This is a genomic window from Adhaeribacter arboris, assembly GCF_003023845.1.
GTDB lineage: Bacteria > Bacteroidota > Bacteroidia > Cytophagales > Hymenobacteraceae > Adhaeribacter > Adhaeribacter arboris.
The window spans coordinates 6,192,114-6,216,280 of record NZ_PYFT01000001.1 but is presented as its reverse complement, the minus strand read 5'-3'; the positions used below and the strand labels follow the sequence as shown (position 1 = coordinate 6,216,280).

General features: G+C 41.2%; 23 protein-coding genes. 8 read left to right on the top strand and 15 right to left on the bottom strand.

The genetic code is table 11. The annotated features are described in order from the left end of the window. Nucleotides 1–339: 339 nt before the first annotated feature. Together AHMF7605_RS25220 and AHMF7605_RS25215 are read left to right on the top strand one after the other, a co-directional pair. Nucleotides 340–1,110 carry a segregation and condensation protein A gene (locus tag AHMF7605_RS25220; RefSeq protein ID WP_106932729.1) on the top strand — a complete coding sequence of 257 codons (771 nt, stop codon included), beginning with the start codon at nt 340–342 and terminating at the stop codon, nt 1,108–1,110. Then, nucleotides 1,097–2,173 (top strand): lysylphosphatidylglycerol synthase transmembrane domain-containing protein, encoded by a 1,077-nt coding sequence (locus AHMF7605_RS25215; protein ID WP_106932728.1) that lies wholly within the window; start codon nt 1,097–1,099, stop codon nt 2,171–2,173. Before AHMF7605_RS25220 ends, AHMF7605_RS25215 begins: the two co-directional genes overlap by 14 nt. Before the next feature lie 222 nt (nt 2,174–2,395). On the opposite strand, the gene AHMF7605_RS25210 is transcribed toward AHMF7605_RS25215, so the two are convergent. Then, nucleotides 2,396–2,815: a nucleoside-diphosphate kinase gene (locus AHMF7605_RS25210; protein ID WP_106932727.1), complete on the bottom strand. Its 420-nt coding sequence runs from the start codon at nt 2,813–2,815 to the stop codon at nt 2,396–2,398. Nucleotides 2,816–3,188: 373 nt separating this feature from the next. Between AHMF7605_RS25210 and AHMF7605_RS25205 the strand changes: the two genes are divergently transcribed. From AHMF7605_RS25205 to AHMF7605_RS25190, 4 genes are all read left to right on the top strand, one after another. Then, nucleotides 3,189–4,208: a DHH family phosphoesterase gene (locus AHMF7605_RS25205; protein ID WP_106932726.1), complete on the top strand. Its 1,020-nt coding sequence runs from the start codon at nt 3,189–3,191 to the stop codon at nt 4,206–4,208. A 19-nt stretch (nt 4,209–4,227) separates the two neighbouring features. Further along, the gene (locus AHMF7605_RS25200) at nt 4,228–5,169 is read left to right on the top strand and encodes an FKBP-type peptidyl-prolyl cis-trans isomerase (protein ID WP_106932725.1); all 942 of its coding nucleotides are present in this window, start codon (nt 4,228–4,230) and stop codon (nt 5,167–5,169) included. Nucleotides 5,170–5,353: 184 nt separating this feature from the next. After that, the gene (locus tag AHMF7605_RS25195; protein ID WP_106932724.1) at nt 5,354–5,923 is read left to right on the top strand and encodes an FKBP-type peptidyl-prolyl cis-trans isomerase; all 570 of its coding nucleotides are present in this window, start codon (nt 5,354–5,356) and stop codon (nt 5,921–5,923) included. Between the two features lie 10 nt (nt 5,924–5,933). Continuing rightward, nucleotides 5,934–6,437, top strand: a complete 504-nt coding sequence (locus AHMF7605_RS25190; protein WP_106932723.1) for an FKBP-type peptidyl-prolyl cis-trans isomerase — start codon at nt 5,934–5,936, stop codon at nt 6,435–6,437. 163 nt (nt 6,438–6,600) lie between these two features. On the opposite strand, the gene recO is transcribed toward AHMF7605_RS25190, so the two are convergent. The 5 genes from recO to AHMF7605_RS25165 form a co-directional block, all read right to left on the bottom strand. Continuing rightward, nucleotides 6,601–7,308, bottom strand: coding sequence for a DNA repair protein RecO (recO, locus tag AHMF7605_RS25185; RefSeq protein WP_106932722.1), 708 nt, complete (start codon nt 7,306–7,308; stop codon nt 6,601–6,603). Between the two features lie 263 nt (nt 7,309–7,571). Beyond that, nucleotides 7,572–9,896 (bottom strand): type IX secretion system anionic LPS delivery protein PorZ, encoded by a 2,325-nt coding sequence (gene porZ, locus AHMF7605_RS25180; RefSeq protein WP_106932721.1) that lies wholly within the window; start codon nt 9,894–9,896, stop codon nt 7,572–7,574. Between the two features lie 61 nt (nt 9,897–9,957). Next, entirely contained in the window at nt 9,958–10,239 is a 282-nt protein-coding gene (locus tag AHMF7605_RS25175; protein ID WP_106932720.1) for a hypothetical protein, read from the bottom strand. Between the two features lie 152 nt (nt 10,240–10,391). After that, entirely contained in the window at nt 10,392–10,988 is a 597-nt protein-coding gene (locus tag AHMF7605_RS25170; RefSeq protein WP_106932719.1) for a thymidine kinase, read from the bottom strand. Nucleotides 10,989–11,052: 64 nt separating this feature from the next. After that, entirely contained in the window at nt 11,053–11,376 is a 324-nt protein-coding gene (locus AHMF7605_RS25165; RefSeq protein ID WP_106932718.1) for a 2Fe-2S iron-sulfur cluster-binding protein, read from the bottom strand. A 39-nt stretch (nt 11,377–11,415) separates the two neighbouring features. On the opposite strand from AHMF7605_RS25165, the gene AHMF7605_RS25160 reads away from it, so the two are divergent. Next, entirely contained in the window at nt 11,416–12,543 is a 1,128-nt protein-coding gene (locus AHMF7605_RS25160) for a hypothetical protein (RefSeq protein WP_106932717.1), read from the top strand. Nucleotides 12,544–12,665: 122 nt separating this feature from the next. On the opposite strand, the gene rodA is transcribed toward AHMF7605_RS25160, so the two are convergent. The 7 genes from rodA to purN all read right to left on the bottom strand — a co-directional run bounded on the left by rodA (nt 12,666) and on the right by purN (nt 21,176). Beyond that, nucleotides 12,666–13,943, bottom strand: a complete 1,278-nt coding sequence (rodA, locus tag AHMF7605_RS25155) for a rod shape-determining protein RodA (protein ID WP_106932716.1) — start codon at nt 13,941–13,943, stop codon at nt 12,666–12,668. Then, on the bottom strand, nt 13,943–15,784 hold the full coding sequence (gene mrdA / locus AHMF7605_RS25150; RefSeq protein WP_106932715.1) for a penicillin-binding protein 2: 1,842 nt from the start codon (nt 15,782–15,784) through the stop codon (nt 13,943–13,945). The genes rodA and mrdA overlap by 1 nt, the downstream gene beginning before the upstream one ends. A 323-nt stretch (nt 15,785–16,107) precedes the next feature. Further along, the gene (locus tag AHMF7605_RS25145; RefSeq protein WP_106932714.1) at nt 16,108–16,632 is read right to left on the bottom strand and encodes a hypothetical protein; all 525 of its coding nucleotides are present in this window, start codon (nt 16,630–16,632) and stop codon (nt 16,108–16,110) included. After that, nucleotides 16,625–17,524: a rod shape-determining protein MreC gene (gene mreC, locus AHMF7605_RS25140; RefSeq protein ID WP_106932713.1), complete on the bottom strand. Its 900-nt coding sequence runs from the start codon at nt 17,522–17,524 to the stop codon at nt 16,625–16,627. The genes AHMF7605_RS25145 and mreC overlap by 8 nt, the downstream gene beginning before the upstream one ends. An 8-nt stretch (nt 17,525–17,532) precedes the next feature. Further along, entirely contained in the window at nt 17,533–18,558 is a 1,026-nt protein-coding gene (locus AHMF7605_RS25135; protein ID WP_106932712.1) for a rod shape-determining protein, read from the bottom strand. A gap of 345 nt (nt 18,559–18,903) precedes the next feature. Then, nucleotides 18,904–20,427: a bifunctional phosphoribosylaminoimidazolecarboxamide formyltransferase/IMP cyclohydrolase gene (gene purH / locus AHMF7605_RS25130; protein ID WP_106933616.1), complete on the bottom strand. Its 1,524-nt coding sequence runs from the start codon at nt 20,425–20,427 to the stop codon at nt 18,904–18,906. 164 nt (nt 20,428–20,591) lie between these two features. Then, the gene (purN, locus tag AHMF7605_RS25125) at nt 20,592–21,176 is read right to left on the bottom strand and encodes a phosphoribosylglycinamide formyltransferase (RefSeq protein WP_106932711.1); all 585 of its coding nucleotides are present in this window, start codon (nt 21,174–21,176) and stop codon (nt 20,592–20,594) included. 304 nt (nt 21,177–21,480) lie between these two features. On the opposite strand from purN, the gene AHMF7605_RS25120 reads away from it, so the two are divergent. Further along, nucleotides 21,481–22,722, top strand: coding sequence for a DUF2264 domain-containing protein (locus tag AHMF7605_RS25120; RefSeq protein WP_106932710.1), 1,242 nt, complete (start codon nt 21,481–21,483; stop codon nt 22,720–22,722). A gap of 204 nt (nt 22,723–22,926) precedes the next feature. Here AHMF7605_RS25120 and AHMF7605_RS25115 read toward each other — a convergent pair whose 3' ends face one another. Together AHMF7605_RS25115 and AHMF7605_RS25110 are read right to left on the bottom strand one after the other, a co-directional pair. Beyond that, nucleotides 22,927–23,781 carry a geranylgeranylglycerol-phosphate geranylgeranyltransferase gene (locus AHMF7605_RS25115; RefSeq protein WP_106932709.1) on the bottom strand — a complete coding sequence of 285 codons (855 nt, stop codon included), beginning with the start codon at nt 23,779–23,781 and terminating at the stop codon, nt 22,927–22,929. A gap of 121 nt (nt 23,782–23,902) precedes the next feature. Continuing rightward, the gene (locus AHMF7605_RS25110) at nt 23,903–24,097 is read right to left on the bottom strand and encodes a cold-shock protein (protein ID WP_106932708.1); all 195 of its coding nucleotides are present in this window, start codon (nt 24,095–24,097) and stop codon (nt 23,903–23,905) included. Nucleotides 24,098–24,167 lie beyond the last annotated feature (70 nt).

Sequence of the window (24,167 nt, the reverse complement as noted above, 5' to 3'; positions counted from 1 at the left end):
TTAGTGAAACTTTCCTTCTTAATAAAAAAACCGGAAGTATACCTCCGGTTTTTTTATTTACGTTATGTTAGACAACATCTAGCAAGTTTTTATAGCAGTGAAATGCTCTGATTAAACAGATCTATCTATTTAAACTGACATCTTTATTTTACCTGTTTCCGGTTGTTTTAAAGATGATAAGTGCTAGTATAATATTATTTTAAAATAATACATGTACAAAGGTTTAATCCATTAGCGGTATTAAAACCTTTACAAATCATTAATGGCAGAATAATGGCATACTTCGTATTTTACTTAATTTTGCAACTAATTTAAAAACAGCTAATTCTTATTTAAGGCGTGAGTTTCGAGATAAAATTATCATTATTTGAGGGTCCTTTTGATTTACTGCTTTTTTTTATTGAGCGCGATGAACTGGATATTCATGATATTCCCATTTATAAAATCACGAATGATTTCATGGCCTACATTGCCCGGCTCGAAAAGTTAAATATGGATGTAGCCAGCGAATTTATTTTAACCGCCGCAACACTGATGCGTATTAAAGCTAAAATGTTACTACCCCGCCTGGAAAAAGATGAACAGGGTAACGACATAGATCCGCGTAAAGAATTGGTACAGCATTTACTCGAGTATAAGAAATATAAAGCTGTAATCGGGGATTTGGCCGTAATGGAAGAAAGGCGCTTGTTGCAGGAAGGCCGAGGAAATATTGAGGATGAATTACAACTGGTTGCTAAAAAAAGTAAACTCGATTATGAACTTCAGGATTTAAGTTTGTATAAACTCATGCGGGTTTTTGAGAAAGCCATTAACCGCTACGAGGAAGAACAAGATAGGCCCAAACACACGGTTTATACGTATCCGTATACCATTGAGCAGCAACGTGATTTTATTCAAACCAAATTACAGGCAGCCGGTTCTATTACTTTTACGGAACTTATAACGGCTTATCCGGATAAAATTGGAATTATTTTTAATTTCCTGGCTATTCTGGATATGCTGCAATTACAAGTAATAAGTGTAATTATTGACGAAGGCTTTAATAATTTCCGGATTAAAGCTTTTGAGGAATCTTTACAGGTAGCTTCTACTAATGGATCTGAATAGAAAAAAATTACTGGAAAACTTTTCGACGAAGCGAATCCTGATTCCGGTATTTATTGGATTAGTGGTGATTGGCTACATGTTTTACCGGAACAATGACCTCACCGATTTGCAAAATTTAAAAAATGCCAAACCTTTTTGGCTGGTTATGACCATATTAGTGCTGGTAGTGCGTGATGCGGGTTACATTTACCGTATCCGGCACATCACCGAAAAAGTACTTTCCTGGCGAAAGAGCCTGGATGTGATCATGCTTTGGGAGTTTGCTTCTTGCGTGCTGCCATCCGTTGCGGGTGGTTCTACTGTAGCAGCTTTTATTATTAATAAGGAAGGAATCCCGTTAGGTAAATCCCTGGCCTATGTAATGGTTACCGCCATGCTCGACAATCTGTTCTTTCTGTTAGCGGTACCCATTGTTTTGTTTGCCACGCAAAGCGATATTTTTCCGGATGTAGAGGCTCTGCCAGATTCCTTTAAAGCCGGATTAGAAATAGCTTTTATTATTAGTTACCTACTTATAGCTTTTTACGCTTTGCTAATGTGGTATGCCCTATTTCGTAATCCTAAAGCTGTAAAACGCTTATTTTTGCGGGTAACGGGCGTTGGATTTTTGAAAAAGTGGCGTCCCGCGGCATATATGCACGGCACCGAATTAGTATGGGCTTCCCGTCAGCTGAAAGGCCATTCGCTTAGTTATTGGGTCCGGGCCTGTTTATCTACTATCTTCGTCTGGACAGCCCGCTATTATGTTATTAATTGTCTTATTGCGGCATTCACAGATATTGGTTTTCAGGATCACATGCTTATATTTTCGCGTAACCTGATTTACAAAGTGGTGCTACTAGTAGCTGTTACACCGGGCGGGGCGGGTTTTGCTGAAATTGCCTTTCCCACTTTTTTCGGCAAATGGCTGGGTAGTTTTACGACTGTAATTGTGTTACTCTATCGTATGGTTACGTATTACCTTTATTTAATTTTAGGATCTGTTTTTTTGCCGCGTTGGGTAGCCAGGGTGTTTGGCACCCATGTTAAGCCGGAGTTAGAGCCTGAATTATCTACTAAATAAAGTTTCTAAATCGCGGATTAAACGGATTAGCAGATTATAATTTGGAATAGTAGTTATGATGGCAGAGGGTATATCTATTAACCAAAAAAAGGCTAACTGATTAAGTTAACCTTTTTATAAGAACAAGAAATCTTCTACACTCTTTGCTTCATTCTTTCGGATAACTAATCTGTGATGCAAAGTATAATCCGCATAATCTGCGAAATCCAATTAATCTGTGATTTAGAAACGTTCATCGACCGCAAAAAAGAAATCTCCCTCAATTTGGGCATTTTCATCCGAGTCAGAACCGTGTACCGCGTTGGCTTCCACGGATTTGGCAAACTTTTTCCGGATGGTTCCCTCCTCGGCCTGAGCCGGATTAGTAGCTCCAATTAACTTACGAAAATCAGCTACGGCGTTTTCTTTCTCTAAAATCATAGCGACAATCGGGCCCGAACTCATATAAGCCACTAAGTCTTTATAGAACGGACGGTCTTTGTGCACGGCGTAAAATTGACCCGCTCGCTCTAAAGTTAATCTGGTTTTTTTCAAAGACACAATCCGGAAACCATCCGCTTCGATCATTTGAGTAATAGCGCCAATGTGGTTGTCTTGCACCGCATCCGGCTTAATCATTGTAAATGTTTGGTTAGTAGCCATGTATATTTATTTTAGTCCACAGTCCATGGTCGATAGACCATAGATAATATATTTTAAAAAGTTAATAGCCGATAGACCATAGTCCACGGACCACAGTTTAGTTTATTGCTGAATTGCTGGATTGTTTTAAAACCTAATTATTTACAACCTTAAAACTTTTCAACCTTCCAACTTTTCAACCGCTTTGCAACCGGCAACCCAACAAGCCGGCGCAAAATTAACAGACTTCGGCAATATTATACTAATAATTACCTGGTTTAAACGTTATTTACCCAGTGTTTGGGGCTTGATAATTAATGTTTTGTTTTAAATTATTTTATACCGAATTTTGTGTCTTGCACCTAATTTTTAAAAAGGAGCTTTTAAGCTAAGAATGCAACAAATTACTGCTCTAAAGGAACTGCTTCAGGAACCAAAAGAGATTCTGATCACCACTCACCATAAACCTGATGCGGATGCACTAGGTTCTTCGCTGGGTTTAGCAGGTTACCTTAAAAAGAAAGGCCACGTCGTTACCGTAGTTACGCCCTCTGATTACCCGGATTTTCTTAACTGGATGAACGGTAATAACGAGGTAATTACGTACGATCCGGCCGTAAACGACGAACTTGTTCAAAAATTGATAAACCAGGCGAATGTTATTTTTTGTCTTGATTTTTCTTCATTGAGCCGCATTAACGAAATGGGACCCTATGTAAGGGAAGCCCCAGGCACCAAAGTACTCGTTGACCACCACCTGGAACCCGAAAATTTTGCTCAGATTTGCTTCTCTGATACTAATGCCGCGGCTACTGCCGAGCTGGTATTTGAGTTAATCCGCGATTTAGGGGACCAGTCTTTGATTGATGTTCATATTGGGGAATGTTTATACGCCGGTATTATGACGGATACGGGATCTTTCCGGCATCCGAGCACCTCGCGTAATGTGCACCTAATTATTGCCGAATTGTTGCACGTAGGGGTAAATACTTCCAATATTCACCGGCTTATTTACGATAGTCATACCGAGACGCGTTTGCGCTTTTTGGGCTACGTGCTCAAAGATAAGCTAACCGTACTCCGGGAATTTCGGACGGCTTACATTGCCATTACCGCCGACGAATTGAAAAAATATGATTCTAAAACGGGTGATACGGAGGGCCTGGTAAATTTTGCTTTATCGATTGAAGGAGTAGTTTTTGCGGCTTTAATCATTGATCGCAACAACGCTGTTAAAATGTCATTTCGGTCGGTGGGCGATTTTTCCGTGAACGATTTTGCGCGTAAACATTTTCAAGGAGGCGGCCATCGCAATGCTGCCGGGGGTATATCCTACGATTCTCTCCCTGAAACAGTAGCTAAATTTTTAAAAACATTACCTGAGTATAAAGATCAACTAACAAAAGATAATTAATTCGTAACCTTCATTTAAAATGTTAAAAAAGAGTAGATTTTTCGTACCCGTGTTCGCGGGGTTTTGTTTGTTACAGGCTTGTAACAATAATTCAGTAGATTTTAAAAAAGCCGATAACGGAGTAGATTACAAATTATTTGCTAAGGATAAAAGTGGTAAATTCGAAGCAAAAAATGCGCCTTCTAAAAACGATACCGTGGGTAAACCCAAAGAAGGACAAGTACTTACCATGCAAATGAAGTATTTCACGCAAACCAAAGCCGGCAAGGATACTTTATTATTCGATACCCATAAAAACGGTTTTCCGGTTCAGATTCCTATCATGAAACCTACCTTTAAAGGTGGGTTAGAAGATGCTTTCTCGTTGGTACGGGCAGGTGATAGTGCGGTTTTCCGGATTAGTGCCGATTCTTTATTTGCCAAAACTTTTCAGCAGCCCATGCCTCCTTTTATTAAAAAAGGATCCAAATTAACTTTCCACGTATTGGCCCAAAAAGTACAATCGCAGCAGGAAGCCATGATGGATCAGCAAAAAATGATGATGGAATTCATGGAGAAGCAAAATAAAAAAGATGAGCAAATTATCCAGGAATACGTTCAGAAAGAAGGTTTAAAAGCGCAGAAAACGGCTTCCGGTTTATATTACGTAGTAAACCAACCGGGTTCCGGTGCACCGGCAAAAGCGGGCCAAACAGTTTCGGTTAAGTACAAAGGCACCTTGCTGGATGGTAAAGTATTCGACTCTTCGGATAATCCGCAGTTGGGGGGTAAGCCTTTTCAATTTACATTAGGCCAGCAACAAGTCATTCGGGGCTGGGACGAAGGTATTGCTTTATTAAACAAAGGGGCAAAATGTACCTTAATTGTACCTTCTACTATGGGCTACGGACCGCAGGCACAGGGCGCAATTCCGGCAAATGCAGTACTTCGCTTTGATGTTGAACTAGTAGACGTTAAATAATTGTTCGATTAAGTAGGATAGTGTAAGATACTGATTCCGAAACAGTTGAAAGTCAAAAGATAGCAATCGAAGTAAAAAGGTAATTTGCAATAAACATGTTGCCTCATCGTTTCGAATGTAACCTTTATCTGAATAAAAGCTCGGAGATTTAAGTCCTATTTTTAACAACAATTTAAGTACACTTATGAACCTAAAAACTATTTTAACTACGGTTACAGGTAACCGATTATTAACCGCCATCTTCTTTTTTCTAAGTTTAACCACGTTCTACGGTTGTAATGACAATGATGAACTGGAAGATGAAGCTCGTCGTAGAGAGGAAGCGTATAACAAGCAATTAGCTCTTGATACGGTTAAAATAAAAGAATATTTTACTACTAAGGGTATAACCATTTTCAAACGCTCGCCTTATAAATCCGGTTTGTTTTACGTTACTCAAACACCGGGTACCGGCGATAGTCCAACTGTAGGCAAAACGGTAGTAACGGATTATATACTAACCAATTTACAAGGCGATACTCTGGACACTTCCCGTGAACCACGACCTGGTAAAACGGTGGCTGAACCCTTAACCTTTCAGTTGGGCCGAGCTAATATTCTTTCTGGCTACCAGGAAGGTGTTTCGCTGATGCGGGTAGGAGAACGCACTTTGTTCTATTTACCTTCGGGATTAGCTTACGGAGATCAGGCTCAAGAGAAAATACCAGCCAACAGCGTATTGATATTTGACATTGAATTACGGGAAGTAAAATAAATAAGCCTTTATGTTCCGAACTTTTAAAATTCCTGGATTTACCATTATCTATTTCTTGGTGCTGCTTTCCTTTTTGGGCTGTAAGAGCGAAGATCCATACGAAAAATACAACCGGCAGCAACGTGAAGCGGATGACTTGTATATTCAGGAATATTTGACCGCTAATAAAATCACAAACTTTACCAAAACAACTACTGGTTTATATTATTTGCCGCAACAAGCCGGCACGGGAGTTAAAGTACAAAAAGGCGATTTGGTGAAGATGCATTACATAGGTAAGTTCCTAAATGGTCAAAAGTTCGAATCATCGTATGATACGGGCATTCCACTTACTTTTACCGTAGGAGCTGGCCAGGTAATTAAGGGTTGGGATGAGGGCGCCCTCCTGATGAGTAACCAGGAAAAGGCTACCTTAATAGTTCCTTCGCATTTAGCCTACGGACAATATGGCACTTCAACCATTCCGGGTGGAACTGTTTTAGTGTTCGATATGACTATTTTAGAAGTAAAGTAGGTTAAGACTTAATCAAACAATTATCTAAACAAAAAGCGCCACCTGATAACAGGTGGCGCTTTTTGTTTAGATAATAATTAAATAATTCACTTAAGTAAAGTAATGCCCCAGAGGTAGTTATTTAAGTAAAATTAAAACCTGCTTATTTTGCTTGCAGGTAAATTTAATCCGACAAAACTTCGGAGAGTACTTGTAAGGATTTAATTTCGCCGAGCTTTTCTACGTGCAATTGATAATACCGGATTAATATCAGAAGTAGTTCTTTCCGGACTTTACTGTTCATAAAAACCTCTTCCGAACTCTGCAATAAAGCATCAAAATACGCTTCGAACATCTGGAAGTGTAACACCGAACCACGGCTTTGTGTTGCGGTACCAACCGAAAAAGCAACTTGCGAAGTAATATCGGCGCCGGAAGTAGGGCCAAAACCTAAATAATGCGCTAATTGTAACAGAAAGAACAAATGAAAATTACTAAAACCCTGCTCTTGGCAATCGAAATAAACAATAGAATCGTACAAAAAACCAAATAAGGGTAAGTTCTCTTCTTCTTCCTGGATAGTATAAGTTAATATTTCCGACAAAAACAAAACAATACTGCTCTTTCGAGTATTGAACGGAATACTGGTAAAGGGATAACTACATTTATACTCTGATATTCGGGTAAGCCCTCCCCGGGGAGAAGTATACACCACCATATCCAATAAAGTTAACGGCTGAAACAAAGCAATTCGAGCGCCGGGACCTTTCTTGCGTACGCTATTTACAATATAATTTTGCAAACCTAATTGTTCAGTATAAATCCGGGTGATAATGGAGGTTTCCCGAAACTTTATAAAATTTAAAACAATACCGCGCGTTTTTACCAGCAATGCTTGGGGAGTTAAGAGTTATACGTTTAAAGTTATGAGTTAAACGTATACAATAGGCAAGAAGATTTATTTAAATAATGGTCATGTCGTTCTTCCTTCTCAGAAGTAAAAATGAAAGTTAATACATCTACAAATCTGCTAAAGTAAACAGTACCAGTGAAAATAGTACCTTAATCAAAATGAAAAGTAAACTTTCTAACCTTACAACCTTCTAACTTTAAAACCATGAAAACAACTTGCAACTTGTAACCTGAAATTTGCAACTATTCCACCACCGCTACTTTACTTACGCAGCTTTGGCTCCCATCGGGCGTGGAACTAAAAACCAAATATACGCCGGTTTTAACGCGGCGACCTTGCCCATCGCGCGTATTCCAGGCTACCGTACCACCAGCAGCTTGGGTTTCATAAACCAGGTGACCCGCAACATCGGTTATTTTTACGTGCGCATTGTTAGGTAAATCCGAAATAGCAACTAAACCGTCGTACTCGGGGCGTACCGGATTAGGGAAAACAGTGGCGCAGCTAGGTTTGTCTTCGGTAACGGTAGCCGTTCCCCGGAAACTAACCAAACCAGCCTCGGTAGCGATAAATACTTCGCCGGACTTCTGGTTTATACTAATATCCGTAATTTTATTGGATAGCAAAGGACTATTTTCATTAGTAAAGTTCACTAATAACTTATCGCCCTCTTCGTTAAAAAGCCATAATCCGGCATCCGTACCTATCCATTTTCGGTTGCCTCCGTCTATTGCGATAGCCCGCACTACTTGCCCCTCTAAAACAGGTCGCCCATTAATAATAGGTTGAGTAGCTATAAAATCAGCACTAAAAGCCTGGGAAGGATCATCAAATACGGCCAACCCGTTGTTAGTGCCTACCCAAACGGCGCCATCTCTATCTTTGGCCAGACTATAAACTTCTAAGCCCGGCAAATTGGCATTAGCCGGAGTTAAATGTTTAAACGTATTAGCTACTTCATCAAAAACAACTAAGCCTTTGGCACTCGTGCCGTTTTTACTAAGCGCCATCCATTTAAAATTCACATCATCTAGTACAATACGCTCCAGGTTACTGCCATCCGGAAAGCCGGGGAATGAAAACGACTGCCAAGTATTATCTGGTTTTAACACGTGTAAACCCGGCAAGTTAGGTAACTGATTACGATTAAGAACCCAAATATTTCCATTGGCATCGGCAGCAACATCGGGTACGCGGGTAAAATTGTTATTATTAGGCAAGGAGGTTATTAAGGGACTATTGGTAGGATCATAAACTTTAAATTGTCCCAAACCAGTCCATTCCAGAAGACCACCGCCGTAAGAACCGATATATAATTTTTGGTTGACCGGATTGCGTACCGCTCGAGTTAAATCAGTGATGGCCGGAAATTGAGCAGGATCAGTTTGTAGCCAACTGGTGTAATTTGTCCATTTTCCGCTGGCATATTCATAAAACCCTGCTTTGGCACCCCGTTGTTCGTACGACTGATTATAACCACCTTCCAGTACAATCGTAGCAGCGTTATCGGAATAAACACTAAAAGCTTGACTGGAGAATGGACCGGCGGGCACGATAGCAGAATAAGTATTATTTTCCAGATGAATCAACCCCCGACTGTAATCCGCTACCCAAAAGCTTTGATCATTACTTTGCAGGGCCGCCCGCGGTTGTTCTAATAAGGGATCATCGTAAATTTGTACCTTATCGGCTGCATCTAGCAGAACTACATTATTCTGACTGGAGATAAGTAAATGGTTGGCGGTTGAGCTTAACTGGAAAGCTTCCGTGTTGGTCAAGTCCACTGCCGTGGGTACCCAGTTTTTTCCAGTAAATTTATAAACCCGGTTTTGATTTGAGCCGGCGTATATACTTTGAGAAAAAGTGGCAATAGTTTTACCAATAACTGCCGCGGGCAAACCAGATTCTGGACCGAAAGTACGCCAGCTTTTGTAATCGAGTAAGTTAGGGCCAGTTAAAGAGGCCGCCATTAAACCGTTGGAGGTAGCTAAGTAAATGCTATCGTTCAGAGTAGTGCTGGCATAAACATCTAAAACTTGCCCACTTGGTCCCAGATTACTATAAGTTTCTTTGATTTCCAGCTTGTCGAGGTCTACTACTACCACCCCAAAAGTAGTAGCCAAATACGCATATTTGTCGCGGAAATAAATCTGATGGATTGTTTTTGCGCCGGAAATGTTCTTACGGGCTATATCAGTGAGGGCGATTAGCTCACCATTTCGGAGCAAATCCAGGTGAGTATCTTCGTAGGCAATAACCAGCGTTTTTGAAGCGGCATCGTAGGCTAATGTACTTACGTTAATATTATGAAAACCGTCGGATTTAGAAAGCGTTTTTATTTGATTAAACGCCGGATCGAATAAGAAAAAACCATCTTCCGTAGCGCAGTAAATGATACCCTCCACTTCGGCAATAGCTTTAGCACGATTATAGGGTACATGCACCTGCCACTGACCAATACCCAAAGTGCCTTGCTGCGCCCAAACGTGCCCGGTTTCAAACCAACCGAGCACCAACCCTAAAATACTTACTATAAATACCCGGTTTACCAGGAACCTGCTACTCACAAAATTTATTCTTTGTTCTTCTGCTGAATATACTATTATTCACGGAATAAATTACGCATGCTTAATCAACTAAACTTTCGAACTGAATACCACCCACCCGGCCATCTTTTAAGATATCTACCACTATCATTCCGCGGTCTGGATCATCCAAAATTAAATTTTCTTTAAACTGCCACTCGGCACCCGGTAAATCTGCATTTTTAGGACTTACAAAATAAATGTAGTTTTTTTTCTCCCAAACGCCCCGGGTACATTGCTGCACAGCTTCTATTATGTCAGTTTTATCTGGTAATTGTTCCTGCAATAAATTCACTAGCCAATTCGGATTGTATTTTACCCACATTTCAAGGTTTTAAGTTTTAGGTTGGAGGTTATAAGAAGTAGGTTTAAAAGAAATAGTTATTCTGCAAGGAATTATTACCTACTTGGCTAATAAGTTTTCCAGCAAACAATGTAAACTTAAGCTCTAAAAATAGTAAGATAATTAAATACAAACTACTTCTCGGCCTCTTGCTTCATTCCTTCCAGGAAGCAATTACGGCAACGGGCCTGGTATAAGTCAGTTTCGCCGAGCAAAATTCTTTCGTCCGAAACAGCTACCCGGAAGGAATACGACGCAATATCGCCGCAGCACACACATACGGCGTGTACTTTGGTTACGTATTCCGCAACAGCCATTAAGGCCGGCATTGGTCCGAAGGGTTTTCCTAAATAATCCATATCCAGACCAGCCGCAATTACCCGGATGCCGCGATTAGCTAAGATATCGCATACTTCAATTAAACCTTCATCAAAAAACTGCGCTTCGTCAATACCTACTACGTCGCAGCTACTGCCAAGCAGCAACATATCGTGAGCAAAGTTTACCGGAGTAGAACGGATAGCTGTAGTATTATGCGATACTATATCTTCCAGGTGATAACGGGTATCCAAAGCTGGTTTAAAAATTTCAATTTGTTGGCGGGCAATTTTGGCCCGGTTTAGCCGGCGAATTAATTCTTCGGTCTTTCCCGAAAACATGGCCCCGCAAATTACTTCAATCCACCCGCGCTTTTGGTTATGTTTTACTCCAACTCGTGGCTCTATAAACACTTTTTAAAATATAAATTATGAAAAACTCCGGTAAATAAATTTAAATTGTAAACAGACTACTGCTTTATTTTGAATAGATTACGTGCGGAAATTTAGTTTGCTCGGGTATATAACCACTTACTTCGCCGTTGGGCAGCATACATTGGCATAATAATCGTTCGTTCTCTTTCAGTCGTCCTTGGTCACGAAACTTTTGTTCAGCGGTACTTAAAGCAGTAAAATAAGCTTGTCCTTCGGTAATTATTATCCGGCAGGTAGTACAACGGCCTTTCGCGCCACAAGCGTGCATCCAATCAATACCGGCTGCCAGAATTGCTTGTAAAATTGTCTGTCCGGCTGCAACGTTTATAACCCGGTTAAACAAGTTTTGTATCCTTAGTATCGGCATTCTTTTTATCTTTACCAGCCAATAAGTCTAGTTGTCGTCATGAAAGACAAATATAATCAAATAAGCATAGAGCGGTACAGTCGTCAGTTAGCAAAAGTATTATCCGATCATTACTTTAGTAGCTCGGATACCATTAACGGTCAGCAACTCATTCATTTTGCTCCCGTGAAACAAATTAATTTGTTTCTGATAAAAGAACTTCTGCATCAATGGAACAACGAAATGGCTAACCTGAAGAGCCCTTATTTCGATTTTGAAAGCGAAGAAGTGAAAGAAGCCTTGGTGCAGTTTATGAATATACTATCGCGCAAAATACTCATCCGGCGACCTCACTTTGAACCTTTACTGACGAAAGCCATTGCCGATACTTTTCTTTGGGTACTAGACCCGGTTAGCACCTTTGAGCAAAAGTTTCTGCAAGGTTCGGATGATTTATCAGCTGCCTCACTCCAGGCCCAGGTAAAGTATTTAAGTATAGATAAAGAGTTAGTTCGGGAATTTATCTCTACCTTACCGGTAGGTGCGCTTAGTAAGGAATCTATAGGAACTAAATTTCGGGAATACGTAGAAAGCCGAGCTACGGAAAGAACTAAGATAGAACCGGTAATTACTGAATTCAATGCTTTACTTCCGATAAAACACGAAGACATCCTGCATCCTGTTCCAGCACCGCCAGTTCCCTCTACTACCCGTACCGTCGACGAATTAACTATTTCACCGGAGAGATTTACGCCTCAACCGCCGCCGGCAGTACCGGCAAGTCCGACATCTGCGCCGGTAACGCCAACAACTACTGCTCCACTTAACGGGGTGAAAGAAAATAATTTAAACGAACGGTATAAAGCGGATCGATCGGCTCCTACTTTAAACGAAAAGTTGGTAAAGCCCGAGGCGCCTAGTATTGCCAATAACCAGATGAGTAAAAAAATTGAATCGCTGAAAGATTCTATTTCTATAAACCAGCGGTTTAGCTTTATAAATGAACTCTTTAACGGAGAGAACATTGAGTATTATCAGGCCATTCAAGTGCTTGACAAATTTGAAGATGCTGCCAGCGCCAAAAACTTTGTGACGCAAGATTTAGCTAGCCGTTATAACTGGACGCGTAAAGAAGAGCACCTTAACAAATTACTCCGCCTCATTGATCGCAAATTTTCAGATGCGTAATAAATAAGTAATTTGGTACAAACAAAAAGCCGGAGATTATAGATTAACACTCCGGCTTTTTGTTTGGTAAATATTTAAAATTATGCTTCTAAAATTTCTAAAAAATCAGAAAAATATTTCTCTTAAATAGCGCGGCTTAAATCTTGTTTCCGGTGCGTATCCAGCGCTAATAAGATAAAAAGCAAAATGGTGAATGACCATAAAGAGGAACCTCCATAGCTAAAAAATGGCAAAGGAATACCCACTACCGGGGCTAAACCAATGGTCATGCCTACGTTTACCAGGAAGTGAAAGAAAATAATAGATGCCACACAGTATCCGTAAGAACGACCAAACACGGATTTTTGCCGCTCGGCAATAAAAATAATCCGGGTAAGCAGGGCCATAAATAAAACAATCAGCAACATGCTACCTAGCCAACCATGTTCCTCACCAATGGTACAAAAAATAAAGTCGGTGCTTTGTTCCGGTACAAAATCGAACTTGGTTTGAGTACCCTGCAAAAAGCCTTTGCCTAAAATACCGCCCGAACCAATCGCAATCTTCGATTGAATAACATTCCAGCCATCGCCCAAGGGATCAGCCTCCGGGTTAATAAAAGCATTAATACGGCTTTGCTGGTGCGGTTGCAAAACGTTATGTACCAGAAAATCGACGCTTAAAATAATACCCACCACGGCAGCATAAATTAATCCAATGAGTTTAATCTTGCGCAGTAATCGTTGATTCAGCCAAAGGTAAGTACCCAACAATATAGTAATGCCCCCAATCAAATAAAATTTCGGTAAAATCAGGGTTAGAATAAATATGGCAATTCCTACCGTGGCTATAATCAATATTAACGGCGACATGCCTTCGCGGAAAAAAGCAAGCAAAAAAGCCCCAAAAACCAGCGCTGAACCCGTTTCATTCGAAAGAATAATTAACAAGGGGGGCAGCAGAGTAATGGCGGATAATTTGGCGTGGTCACGCCAGTTTTGCTGTTGTAAATCTACGGTGCTCATAAACTTAGAAACTGCCAGAGCGGTAGCAAATTTAGCAAACTCGGCGGGTTGTATACGCAGTTCTCCAATAACCAGCCACGAGCGCGAACCTTTTATGGGAGTGGCCAAAACCAGCGTAACCAACAGCATAAAAATGGTAAAGCCATAAATCAGGTAGGCAAAAGAATCATACGCTTTGTAATCCACTACCAGCAATACAATAATTAAAACTACCGTGGCGCCAATCCAGATTAATTGTTTACCTGAATTTATGGAAAAATCAAAGATACTCAGGTGGGTGTCCGGATTAAAAACCGCGGCGTAAACATTTATCCAGCCTAAAATAACCAAGGCCGCGTACAAGCTTACCGTAATCCAATCTATGTTCCGGGAAATTTTCTCTCCTTGCCGCACCATTAATGTTTCGAGTTTAAATAATCCTGGTTAATGAGCCAATTTTCCCACCGGTTCCATTGCGGACCGGTTATCTTACCGGTTAAGTACTTTTGAATCATTAAACTGGCTAAAGGTGCAGATGAAACTGCCCCAAAACCGGCATTTTCGATATAAACGGCGATAGCAATTTTAGGATTTTGTCTGGGGGCAAAAGCCACAAAAACCGCGTGGTCACGCCCTCTAGCATTTTGTACGGTACCGGTTTTACCACAGATTTCAATACCCAAACCACTCAAGTTGGCCCACCAACCCGTTCCCCACCGCGAAGATACCACCTGCGCCATGCCTTCAATTACCGGCTCAAAATGCTTCGGATGAATGGAAGTGTAACATTTTTCCTGGAACTCGGGCAATGGCTGCTTGTTTTTGCCAATACCTTTAATAATGTGCGGCGTAATGTAATATCCCTTGTTGGCAATTGTGGCCATTAAATTAGCCATCTGCAGCGGTGTTGTCTCTGTTTCGCCTTGCCCGATACTCAAGGAATAGATAGTGGCATATTTCCAATGGTTTCGGCCATGCACCCGGTCGTAGAACGAAGAAGTAGGAATATTTCCCCGGACTTCGTACGGCAGGTCCACGCCTAGTTTATTGGCAAAACCAAAGGTTAACACTTGTTTTCGCCAATCATCTAATCCTAACCGGGTATCGGCAAAAACATTACGGGACTTACCGCGGTTTACTACGTTTTTAAATACCATGTAAAAGTAGGGATTACATGAATTTTCAATTCCAATGGCTAAATTACTAGGATAAGGATGACCGTGAGCGCATTTAACTAAAGATTGGTTGCAAGGAAAACCCGTTTCGGGAGTAATGACGCCTTGCTCCAGAGCTATTAATGCCTGCACCAGCTTAAAAATGGAACCGGGTGGATATTTGGAACTTTGCGGCCGGTTTAACAATGGTTTATCCGGATTACGTAATAAACTCAGGTAGTTTTTACCTAACTCTTTCCCGGTTAATAAGTTAGGGTCGTAGAATGGAGCCGAAATAAAAGATAGAATTTCGCCGGTAGATGGCTCAATGGCTACTACGGTACCACGTTTGCCCGCCATTAACTTTTCGCCGTACTGCTGCAATTCTAAATCAATGGTACTTACTATATCCTGACCGGCTACAGCCATAGTATCGTATTCGCCGTTCCTAAAAGGACCTTTATCAATCCCCCGCACGTTCACCATTTTGTACTTAACACCCTTTTTACCCATTAAATATTTTTCGTACTTAAGCTCAATGCCACTCTTCCCGATATAATCGCCGGGCGTATAATGGGCATATTCAGGTTTAGCCAATTGAGTAGGACTTACCTCACCAATATAGCCCAAAGCGTGCGACAAACTTTGGTGCGAGTAGCCCCGTACCGTGCGGGCATTAATGTAAAAACCCGGGAACTCAATCAAATTATCCTGAATAGCGGCAAACTCTTGAGTGGTAAGCTTGGGTAAAAAGGGAGAAGGCTTTACGTACGAGTACAATTTAGCTTCTTTGATTTTCTGCCGGAAATCTTCAATCGAAATCCGGAATAACTGGCAGAAGCGGACCGTATCAATCCCCTTTATTTCTTTAGGCACTACCATTAAATCGTAAACCGGAATATTTTGTACCAGCAACTTACCCTTGCGGTCGTAAATTAAACCCCGAAACGGATATTGCACAATTTTTTGGATAGCGTTATTTTCGGCGGCCAGCTTATACTTCGGATTTAGTACCTGGATATAAAATAGCTTCAGCGCAAATACAATCCCCACCGTGAAAAATATGCCTTGAACTACATATTTGCGACTTTCTAAATACCTCAATTTTACTTACCCTTATTTTATTAGTGGTGGTGTAGCACTGCTTTTCAGCAAAACCAACTTTCACCTTTGTTACTTTAATACAAAGATACTCAACAGTTAGTTTAGTTGAAAAGTTGGAAGGTTGAAAAGTTAGAAGGTTGCAAGTTACAGGTTGCAGGTTAGTAGTCATAAAACAAACTACTCAACCATATAGGAATAAAACGCTGGGCCATCGACTATAGATTAAAAGCTACCTGTCCTAACTTTTAACCCAACTTGCAACCTTCAACATTTCAACCTTCTAACTTTTTAACCTTCCAACTTTTCAACTTTCTGACCAACAATTACCGGCTGGAACGGCGGCGTGAGAAAAATAAGAGTTGAATAATAATCATTACCATACCCGTAAATAAGGTACTAACAATAACTTTTGATAGCGTAAATCCAATGAGTTTAAAGCCAGCCAGTTCTAAGAAGAAAAAAGTAAGGTGATGCAAAAAAATTAAGATGAAACTGTAAATTAAAAACCAACGCCATCCCATTACGTGGAGGTTTACGGAGTCATTCTGGTCGTAGCCATCGCGGGGTGTTAATAGCAATAAGATATAGGGTCGCAGATAAGCCAGGAATACAGTAGCCGCCGCGTGTATGCCTCCCGTATCATAAAAAATATCTAACGTAAAACCCGTGATAAAACCTAATACCAACAAAAACACGGGCGGCATTTGTATAGGTAAGAACAATAAAAAAGCCAGGTAAATAAAGCAAAAACCTGTATCAAATAATACCAGGCTGTGCATAACGAACACCTGCATCGCCAGCAACACAACGAGCCGTAAACTATGACCGATGAAGCGCAAACTATTCATTTCGGATCATTCCGCTTTTAATTTCTAAAGAATCCTGTTCAGCCTGAAATTTATTTTTTACCACGTACACAAACGACAACCGGGAAAAATCGACGGCTAATTTTAATTTTATGGTATAAAAGCTTTTATCCGGATCCCGGCTTGCCGATAAAATAGTGCCAATTAGTACTCCTTCGGGATATACAGCATTGTAGCCCGACGAAATAATAGTGTCTCCTTTTATAATTTTCTTATCTAAGGGCACGTAGTCTAGCAGTGCTAGGCGGGCATCTTCGCCGTCCCATTTTACCGTACCAATGGTATTGTTCGTGCCGGGTAGCCGGCTCTTAATTTTAGCGGCAACAAACATTTTACTGTGCAGCAACGACGTAACCGTAGCAAAATGCGGCGACACAGATTTTACCCGACCGATTAGTCCTTCGCCCGAAATTACGCCCATGCCGGGGCTTATTCCATCGGCAGCGCCAATATTAAGGGTTAAAAAATTGTTTAACTGCCGGATAGAGTTATTAATAACTTTGGCCGGAATATATTCGTGCGCCAAGCGTACTTTTAACGAATCGAAGATGGGAATACTATCTGTTTGAATAAAAACCGAATCGGAAAAAGCTGGTAAACTATCCTGCGAACGAATAACTTGTAGGCGATAAAGCTGTTGTTTAAGTTGCGTATTTTCCTGCACCAACGCTTGATTTACTTGTACCAAGCGAAAATAATCGAATACCTGGCTACGAAAAGCTAGTACTTGCCCGGCATAGAAATTAGCGGAATTAAAAAAAGCAGCATTCTGGTATTTATTGTTCCGGATTATAAGGTACACGCACCCAATTTCCAGTAAAATAAAAACCAGAAATGCCCGGTAGCGATATATAAACGCAAATAAATTCCGCATCCCGGGATTTAGGTGAGCAGAACGTTCTTAAATCCATTTATATTTTTAATAGCCGCTCCGGTACCCCGCACCACCGCGCGTAAAGGATCTTCGGCAATATGAATGGGTAATTTGGTTTTAGCTGCTAACCGTTTATCCAGTCCCCGCAGCATCGCTCCTCCCCCGGTTAAATGAATACCATTGTCATAAATATCGGCGGATAGTTCCGGCGGCGCTATTTCCAAAGCTTTTAAAACGGCCTCTTCAATTTTAGAAACGGATTTATCCAGCGCAATGGCAATTTCGGTGTACGTAACTTTTATTACTTTTGGAATGCCCGTCATTAAATCGCGGCCCCGGATTTCGTAGTCAGCGGGGGGCGTTTCTAAATCAGTAAGTGCAGCACCTACTTCTATTTTAATTTTCTCGGCGGAGCGTTCCCCAATCAGCAAGTTATGCTGGCGGCGCATGTGATCGAGAATATCTTTATTAAATACATCGCCGGCTACCCGGATAGACTGGTCGCACACTATACCAGATAATGCAATTACGGCAATTTCGGTAGTACCACCGCCAATATCCACGATCATGGTGCCAATTGGCTGTTCTACGTCAATGCCAATTCCGATGGCAGCTGCCATGGGTTCCTGAATCATCCACACTTCTTTTGCTCCGGCATGTTCGGCCGAGTCGCGCACCGCTCGTTTTTCCACTTCGGTAATACCCGACGGAATACAGATTACCATGCGGTGCGAGGGCTGAAACAAACGGTTACCGGTATCAATCATTTTTATTAAACCCCGAATCATTTCTTCGGCAGCATGAAAATCGGCAATTACCCCGTCTTTTAAAGGACGAATTGTTTTAATGTTGTCGTGGGTTTTTTCGTGCATTTGCATGGCACTGCGCCCTACCGCTAATACTTTATTGGTAGTTCTATCGATGGCAATAATAGAAGGCTCATCAATTACAATCTTATCGTTATGGATGATGAGGGTATTGGCTGTACCCAGATCAATGGCTATATCACTAGTTAAAAAATTGAATAATCCCATGCTTTCATCCGCTACATGTAGTAGCAGCAGTTAAAAAATTTAATGCGTTGGCTTTATCCAGCGCTATTGGCTGCGAAATTAAACAATTTTTAATCAATACTGGTAAACAGTTTTATTTACCACTAATTTAATTCAAATTTAACCTGCTTGAGCCCAAAATTCAAGATTAATTAGCTACTTGTGACTTAAAACGAATACAGATAAAGCCATATATTACAAAAAATATATAATAGTAATTTACCTAGAAGCATTCCTCCGGATTATTCAACTATTCGCCACAAAAAACGGCAACCAGCTTCAGGAGCCAGTTGCCGTGAATAATGTAAATCTTTCTTTTTAGTTTAATTAATGCAGAAAATGGCGAATACCGGTAAATACCATCGCCATGTTATGTGAGTCGCAAAAATCAATGGAATCCTGGTCTTTTACCGAACCGCCAGGCTGCACCACGGCTTCAATGCCGACCTTGGAAGCAATCTCTACGCAATCCGGAAATGGGAAGAATGCGTCAGACGCCATTACCGCACCTTTCAAACTAAAACCAAAACTCTCCGCTTTTTCAATGGCTTGTTGGAGGGCATCTACCCGGGAAGTTTGCCCTACCCCACTGGCCAATAATTGATTAGCCCGGGTCAGCACAATGGTATTGGATTTAGTATGTTTACACACTTTAGCAGCAAATACCAAGGCCTGGTTTTCTTCGGAGGTGGTAACTCGCTTGGTTACTACTCTGAAATCGGCTTCGGTTTCGGTTTTTAAATCTTTGTCTTGCTCAATTACTCCATTCAATAAAGTTTTAAATTGCTTTTCGGGCAGAGCTATATTTTTACGACGCAATAAAATCCGGTTCTTTTTGGCTTGTAAAACTTGCAAAGCTTCTGCCTCAAATTCCGGCGCAATCAGCACTTCGAAAAATAATTTGTGCAGTTCTTCGGCGGTTGCTTTATCTACCGGACGGTTAGCCACAATAACGCCCCCAAATGCCGAAACCGGATCGCAGGCTAAGGCATTGAGGTAAGCCAACTCTAGCGTGGAGGCTACCGCTACTCCGCAGGCATTGGTATGCTTCATAATGGCTACCGTTGGTTCGTCGGTAAATTCGTCTATTAAATTTACGGCGGCATCCACATCTACCAGGTTATTATAAGATAGTTGCTTGCCGTGTAATTGATCAAAAAGCGCCGTTAAGTCGCCGTAAAAAGCTCCTTGCTGATGGGGGTTTTCGCCGTAACGGAGAGGAGTACGCTGGCGCAGACTCGCCTTGAATACTGGAGTTTCTCCGGCATTTAAATAATTAAAAATATGGGTATCGTAATGCGAAGAAATATCAAAAGCTTTGGCAGCAAACCGCTTGCGATCTTCCAGATCGGTAGCACCTTCTTTGGCCGTTAATAAGTCCGCTATTTCCGTATACTGTTCCCGCGACGAAACTACCAGCACATCTTTAAAGTTTTTTGCCGCTGCCCGAATTAAGGAAATACCACCAATGTCAATCTTTTCTATAGTATCTTCTTCCGATGCTCCGGAAGCTACGGTTTCTTCAAAAGGATATAAATCCACAATTACTAAATCAATAGCCGGAATTTCGTAACGTTTGGTTTCAACTAAATCGGTATCGTGGTCACGGCGGTGCAGAATTCCCCCAAAAACCTTTGGGTGTAAGGTCTTTACGCGTCCGCCAAAAATTGCCGGGTATTGGGTTAAATCTTCTACTGCCGTTACTTGGGCGCCCTGTTCTTCCAGAAAAGTTTGGGTACCACCCGTAGAATAGATCTGCACATTATATTTATTAAGCAATTCTACGATTGGCTCCAGCTTATCTTTATAATAAACCGAAATTAAAGCTGATTTTATTTTTTTCATTTTTATAAGGTTGCAAGTTGCAGGTTGCAAGTTGGTTTAGGTTAGAAGGTTGTAAAGTTTAAAAGTTACGAGTTGTAAGTCATTTTGATTTTACGTGTAAGTGGTACGTTTTCTTATATCCATCCAAAAATCTAACAATAATCTATAGTCCATCGCCTATGGTCCGTGGACTATCGACTACGATTAAGCAACACCTCTTCAATTATTCGGGGTAAATGGGCGTGTTCGAGCTCGAGTACCCGGGCGGCCAATTGTTCGGGAGTATCGGTAGGGTTTACCGGGCAAGTATGCTGGTAAATACTCGTGCCTTGGTCGTAATGCTCATTAACGTAATGAATGGTAATACCCGACTCTTTTTCGCCGGCTTCCAGAACTGCCTGATGCACGTGCAAACCATGCATTCCTTTGCCCCCAAATTTGGGTAGCAAAGCCGGATGAATGTTAATTATTTTGTTAGGAAAAGCCTGCAGGAAATCAAGAGGTACCAACCACAGAAAGCCGGCCAATACGAGTAAATCGGGATTAAACGATTCTACCTGTTGGAGCAGGATGCCATTTTTATATTCTTCCCGGGTAAAAGAAAAAGCAGGCACCTGAAATGCTTCGGCTCTTTTTAATGCATAGGCGTCGGGTTTATTCGAGAAAAGAGCGACCACTTTTATTTGCGGGTGCTCTTGAAAATACGCCATTATCTGTTGCGCATTACTGCCAGATCCGGAGGCGAAAAGAACAATATGCTTTTTAGTATCAGCCAAACCGAAGTAGTTTTAACGCCGCAAATATAGGTGATTATTTAGCGAGTTAAGAATACAGTGACAAATTTAATAACTTGGTCGTTGTAACTATAAGCTACCAGTGTATCTTCAATACCCGTTAAATCTAAAACAAGTTAAACACGATTGCTATAAACCTAGGGAAATCCGTTTGCTGACCCCTAATAGTTTTCAGTTATAAATGCATTAATTTCAGAAGAAATATTTAGAGTAAGTTTTTCCCTGGAACGACTCTGTACCAAGAGTAATTTTTATATTTGATGTTTTTTAAATGTAAGGCGAGAATATGTTTCGGCGCGATTTTTTAAAGAACTCTTTATTAGTAAGTGTTGGCACTTCGGTTTTACCTGGCACCGCTGCTCCTTTAATTACCAAACCGCGCCTCAGCGACCGAGAATATTGGGTGCAAACCCTTACTAAAATTGCCGATCCCGTGCTTACTAATCTTAGTCAGGGAAAGTTAAAAGCGGCTATGCCGGTTGAGGCAGCCAAAGGACAGGAAAAAGATCGCCCTAAATTCACGTACCTGGAAGCCTTTGGCCGCCTAATGGCCGGTATGGCTCCCTGGCTGGAACTAGGACCTGATGATTCCCCGGAAGGAAGATTGCGACAGAAATACCTTGACTTAATACATCAGTCGCTGGCAATGGGGGTGAACCCTCAATCACCGGATTTCCTGAACTTTAACCAAGGCGCCCAGCCCGTAGTAGATGCTGCCTTTTTGAGCCATGCTCTCATTCGGGCACCTAAACAAATACTGGATAAAATAGTCCCTGAAACCCGAGCAAACCTGATTAAAGCCTTGCAATCGAGCCGGATTATAAAGCCTTATTATAGCAATTGGCTATTGTTTAGCGCTATGATTGAAATTGCCCTTCTTCGTTTGGGCGAGCAATGGGATGCGATGCGGGTAGATTATGCGCTTAAAGAACACCAGAACTGGTATAAGGGGGATGGTGTGTACGGAGATGGACCTGAGTTTCATTTCGACTACTACAACAGCTACGTTATTCACCCCATGTTAGTGGATATTACTAAAACGCTTTCTGAACAGGATAAACAATACGAAGAACTTTACCAGACAATTGTGCACCGAGCTCAGCGTTATGCTGCCATCCAGGAAAGATTAATTTCCCCGGAAGGTACTTTTCCGCCCGTTGGCCGCTCGCTGGCTTACCGGTTCGGCGCTTTTCAAGCTTTAGCCCAGATAGCTTTAATGGAAAAACTAAGCGAGGAAATAAAACCAAGTCAGGTACGCAGTGGGCTTACCGCAGTTATTAAAAAAACGATTTCGGCACCAAATACTTTCGATAAAAATGGCTGGCTGCAAATTGGCTTCTCTGGCCACCAGCCTAGTATTGGCGAAACGTATATTTCTACGGGTAGTTTGTATTTGTGCACCACGGGTATGTTACCTTTAGGACTACCCGCGACAAACGAATTCTGGTCGGCTCCCGCGGAGGATTGGACGGCTAAAAAAGCTTGGTCTGGCCTTGATTTACCTACTGACCATGCTATTAAAGGTTAACCAAGTTGAAAAGTTAGAAAGTTGAAAGGTTATTTTTAGTTGCAGGTTCTAAGTCATTGGGTTCTAAGTTATGCCTGATCGTTGTACGGTATTACATCTTAAATAATCATTCATTAAATTATTAAATCTGTGAACTGTCGACTATGGACCATGGACTAAAAGCAATTCACCTATCCAACAATTTAACAATAAAACTATGGACTATTACGCATACCGAAATAACAACATAGAAAGCATACCGGCCAACATAATCCATTTTACCTGGCGGCTCAGGCGGGTAAAATCCTTTTTCCGGTCGGCCCGGTAAATTTTATAAGTTAAAAAGCCCATGGGTAGTATTACCAGCAACAAGATATAAGCCGTGAAAAAAACTTCGTCTATCCGGTAAATAACACCGGCCAGTAAAGTAAGAGCAAAGGCTGTAACAAAAAAGTAGAGAAACCATTTCGCCCCGGCGATACCTGCCACTATAGGCAACGTACGGCAATCAAAACTGGCATCGCCTTTTACGTCTTCCATATCTTTAATGATTTCCCGGACGATAGATATGAGAAATACGAAGGCCGCATAAGCCCAAATGGCTTTGTTATCTACCTTATCAAAAACTGCTACCACTAGTACCATCGTAGCCGACAGCAACGCGATAGTAATATTGCCAATTAAAAAAGTTTGTTTTAACCGGGCCGAATAACCCCATAATAACAAGGCAGCCCCAACATGAATAAAACCAACCAGCCAACTTAAGCTAAAACCGACCAAAATCCCTATTCCTGACAGAACCAAATGCGCAAGCATGGCCTGGCGTCGGTTTACAAATTTGCCAACCACTACCCGTTTCGGCTTATTGATCGCATCAATTTTAATATCGTAGTAATCGTTGATAATGTAGCCCGCAGCGGCCACACAAAAGGTAGAAAATACGAGGAGCAAAAAACGAGAATCAAATAATACCCTCGACCAGGGTTGATGGGGTAAAAGCAAACAGGCTCGCACCAGGAGTTGGCAAAAAGCCATAAGTAATAAATTAGTAAACCGGATAAGTCTAAGAATAGTTTTCACGCGCTACAACCGGTTTCCCAAATAATAAAGCTATATGCAAAGTACGCAAAACAGGAGCACATAAAAAAAGCCTCTTAGCAAAAGAGGCTTTTAAAAACTTCCAGGATACCTAAATATCTTGTTATACCTTTTTCACGTTTACAGCATTTACGCCTTTTTTGCCCTCCTGCGTGTCAAACTCAACTTTGTCATTCTGTTGAATCTGACCACCGCTTAATCCGGTGACATGGACAAAGAAGTCTTCTTTGCTTAGATCATCAGTAATAAACCCGTAACCTTTGGATTCATTAAAGAATTTTACTGTTCCTGTTTTCATAAAAATTTAAAGAATTTGAATTAAATGATTCCGTAAAGATAAAAGTATTTTACACAATCACAAGTTTTCA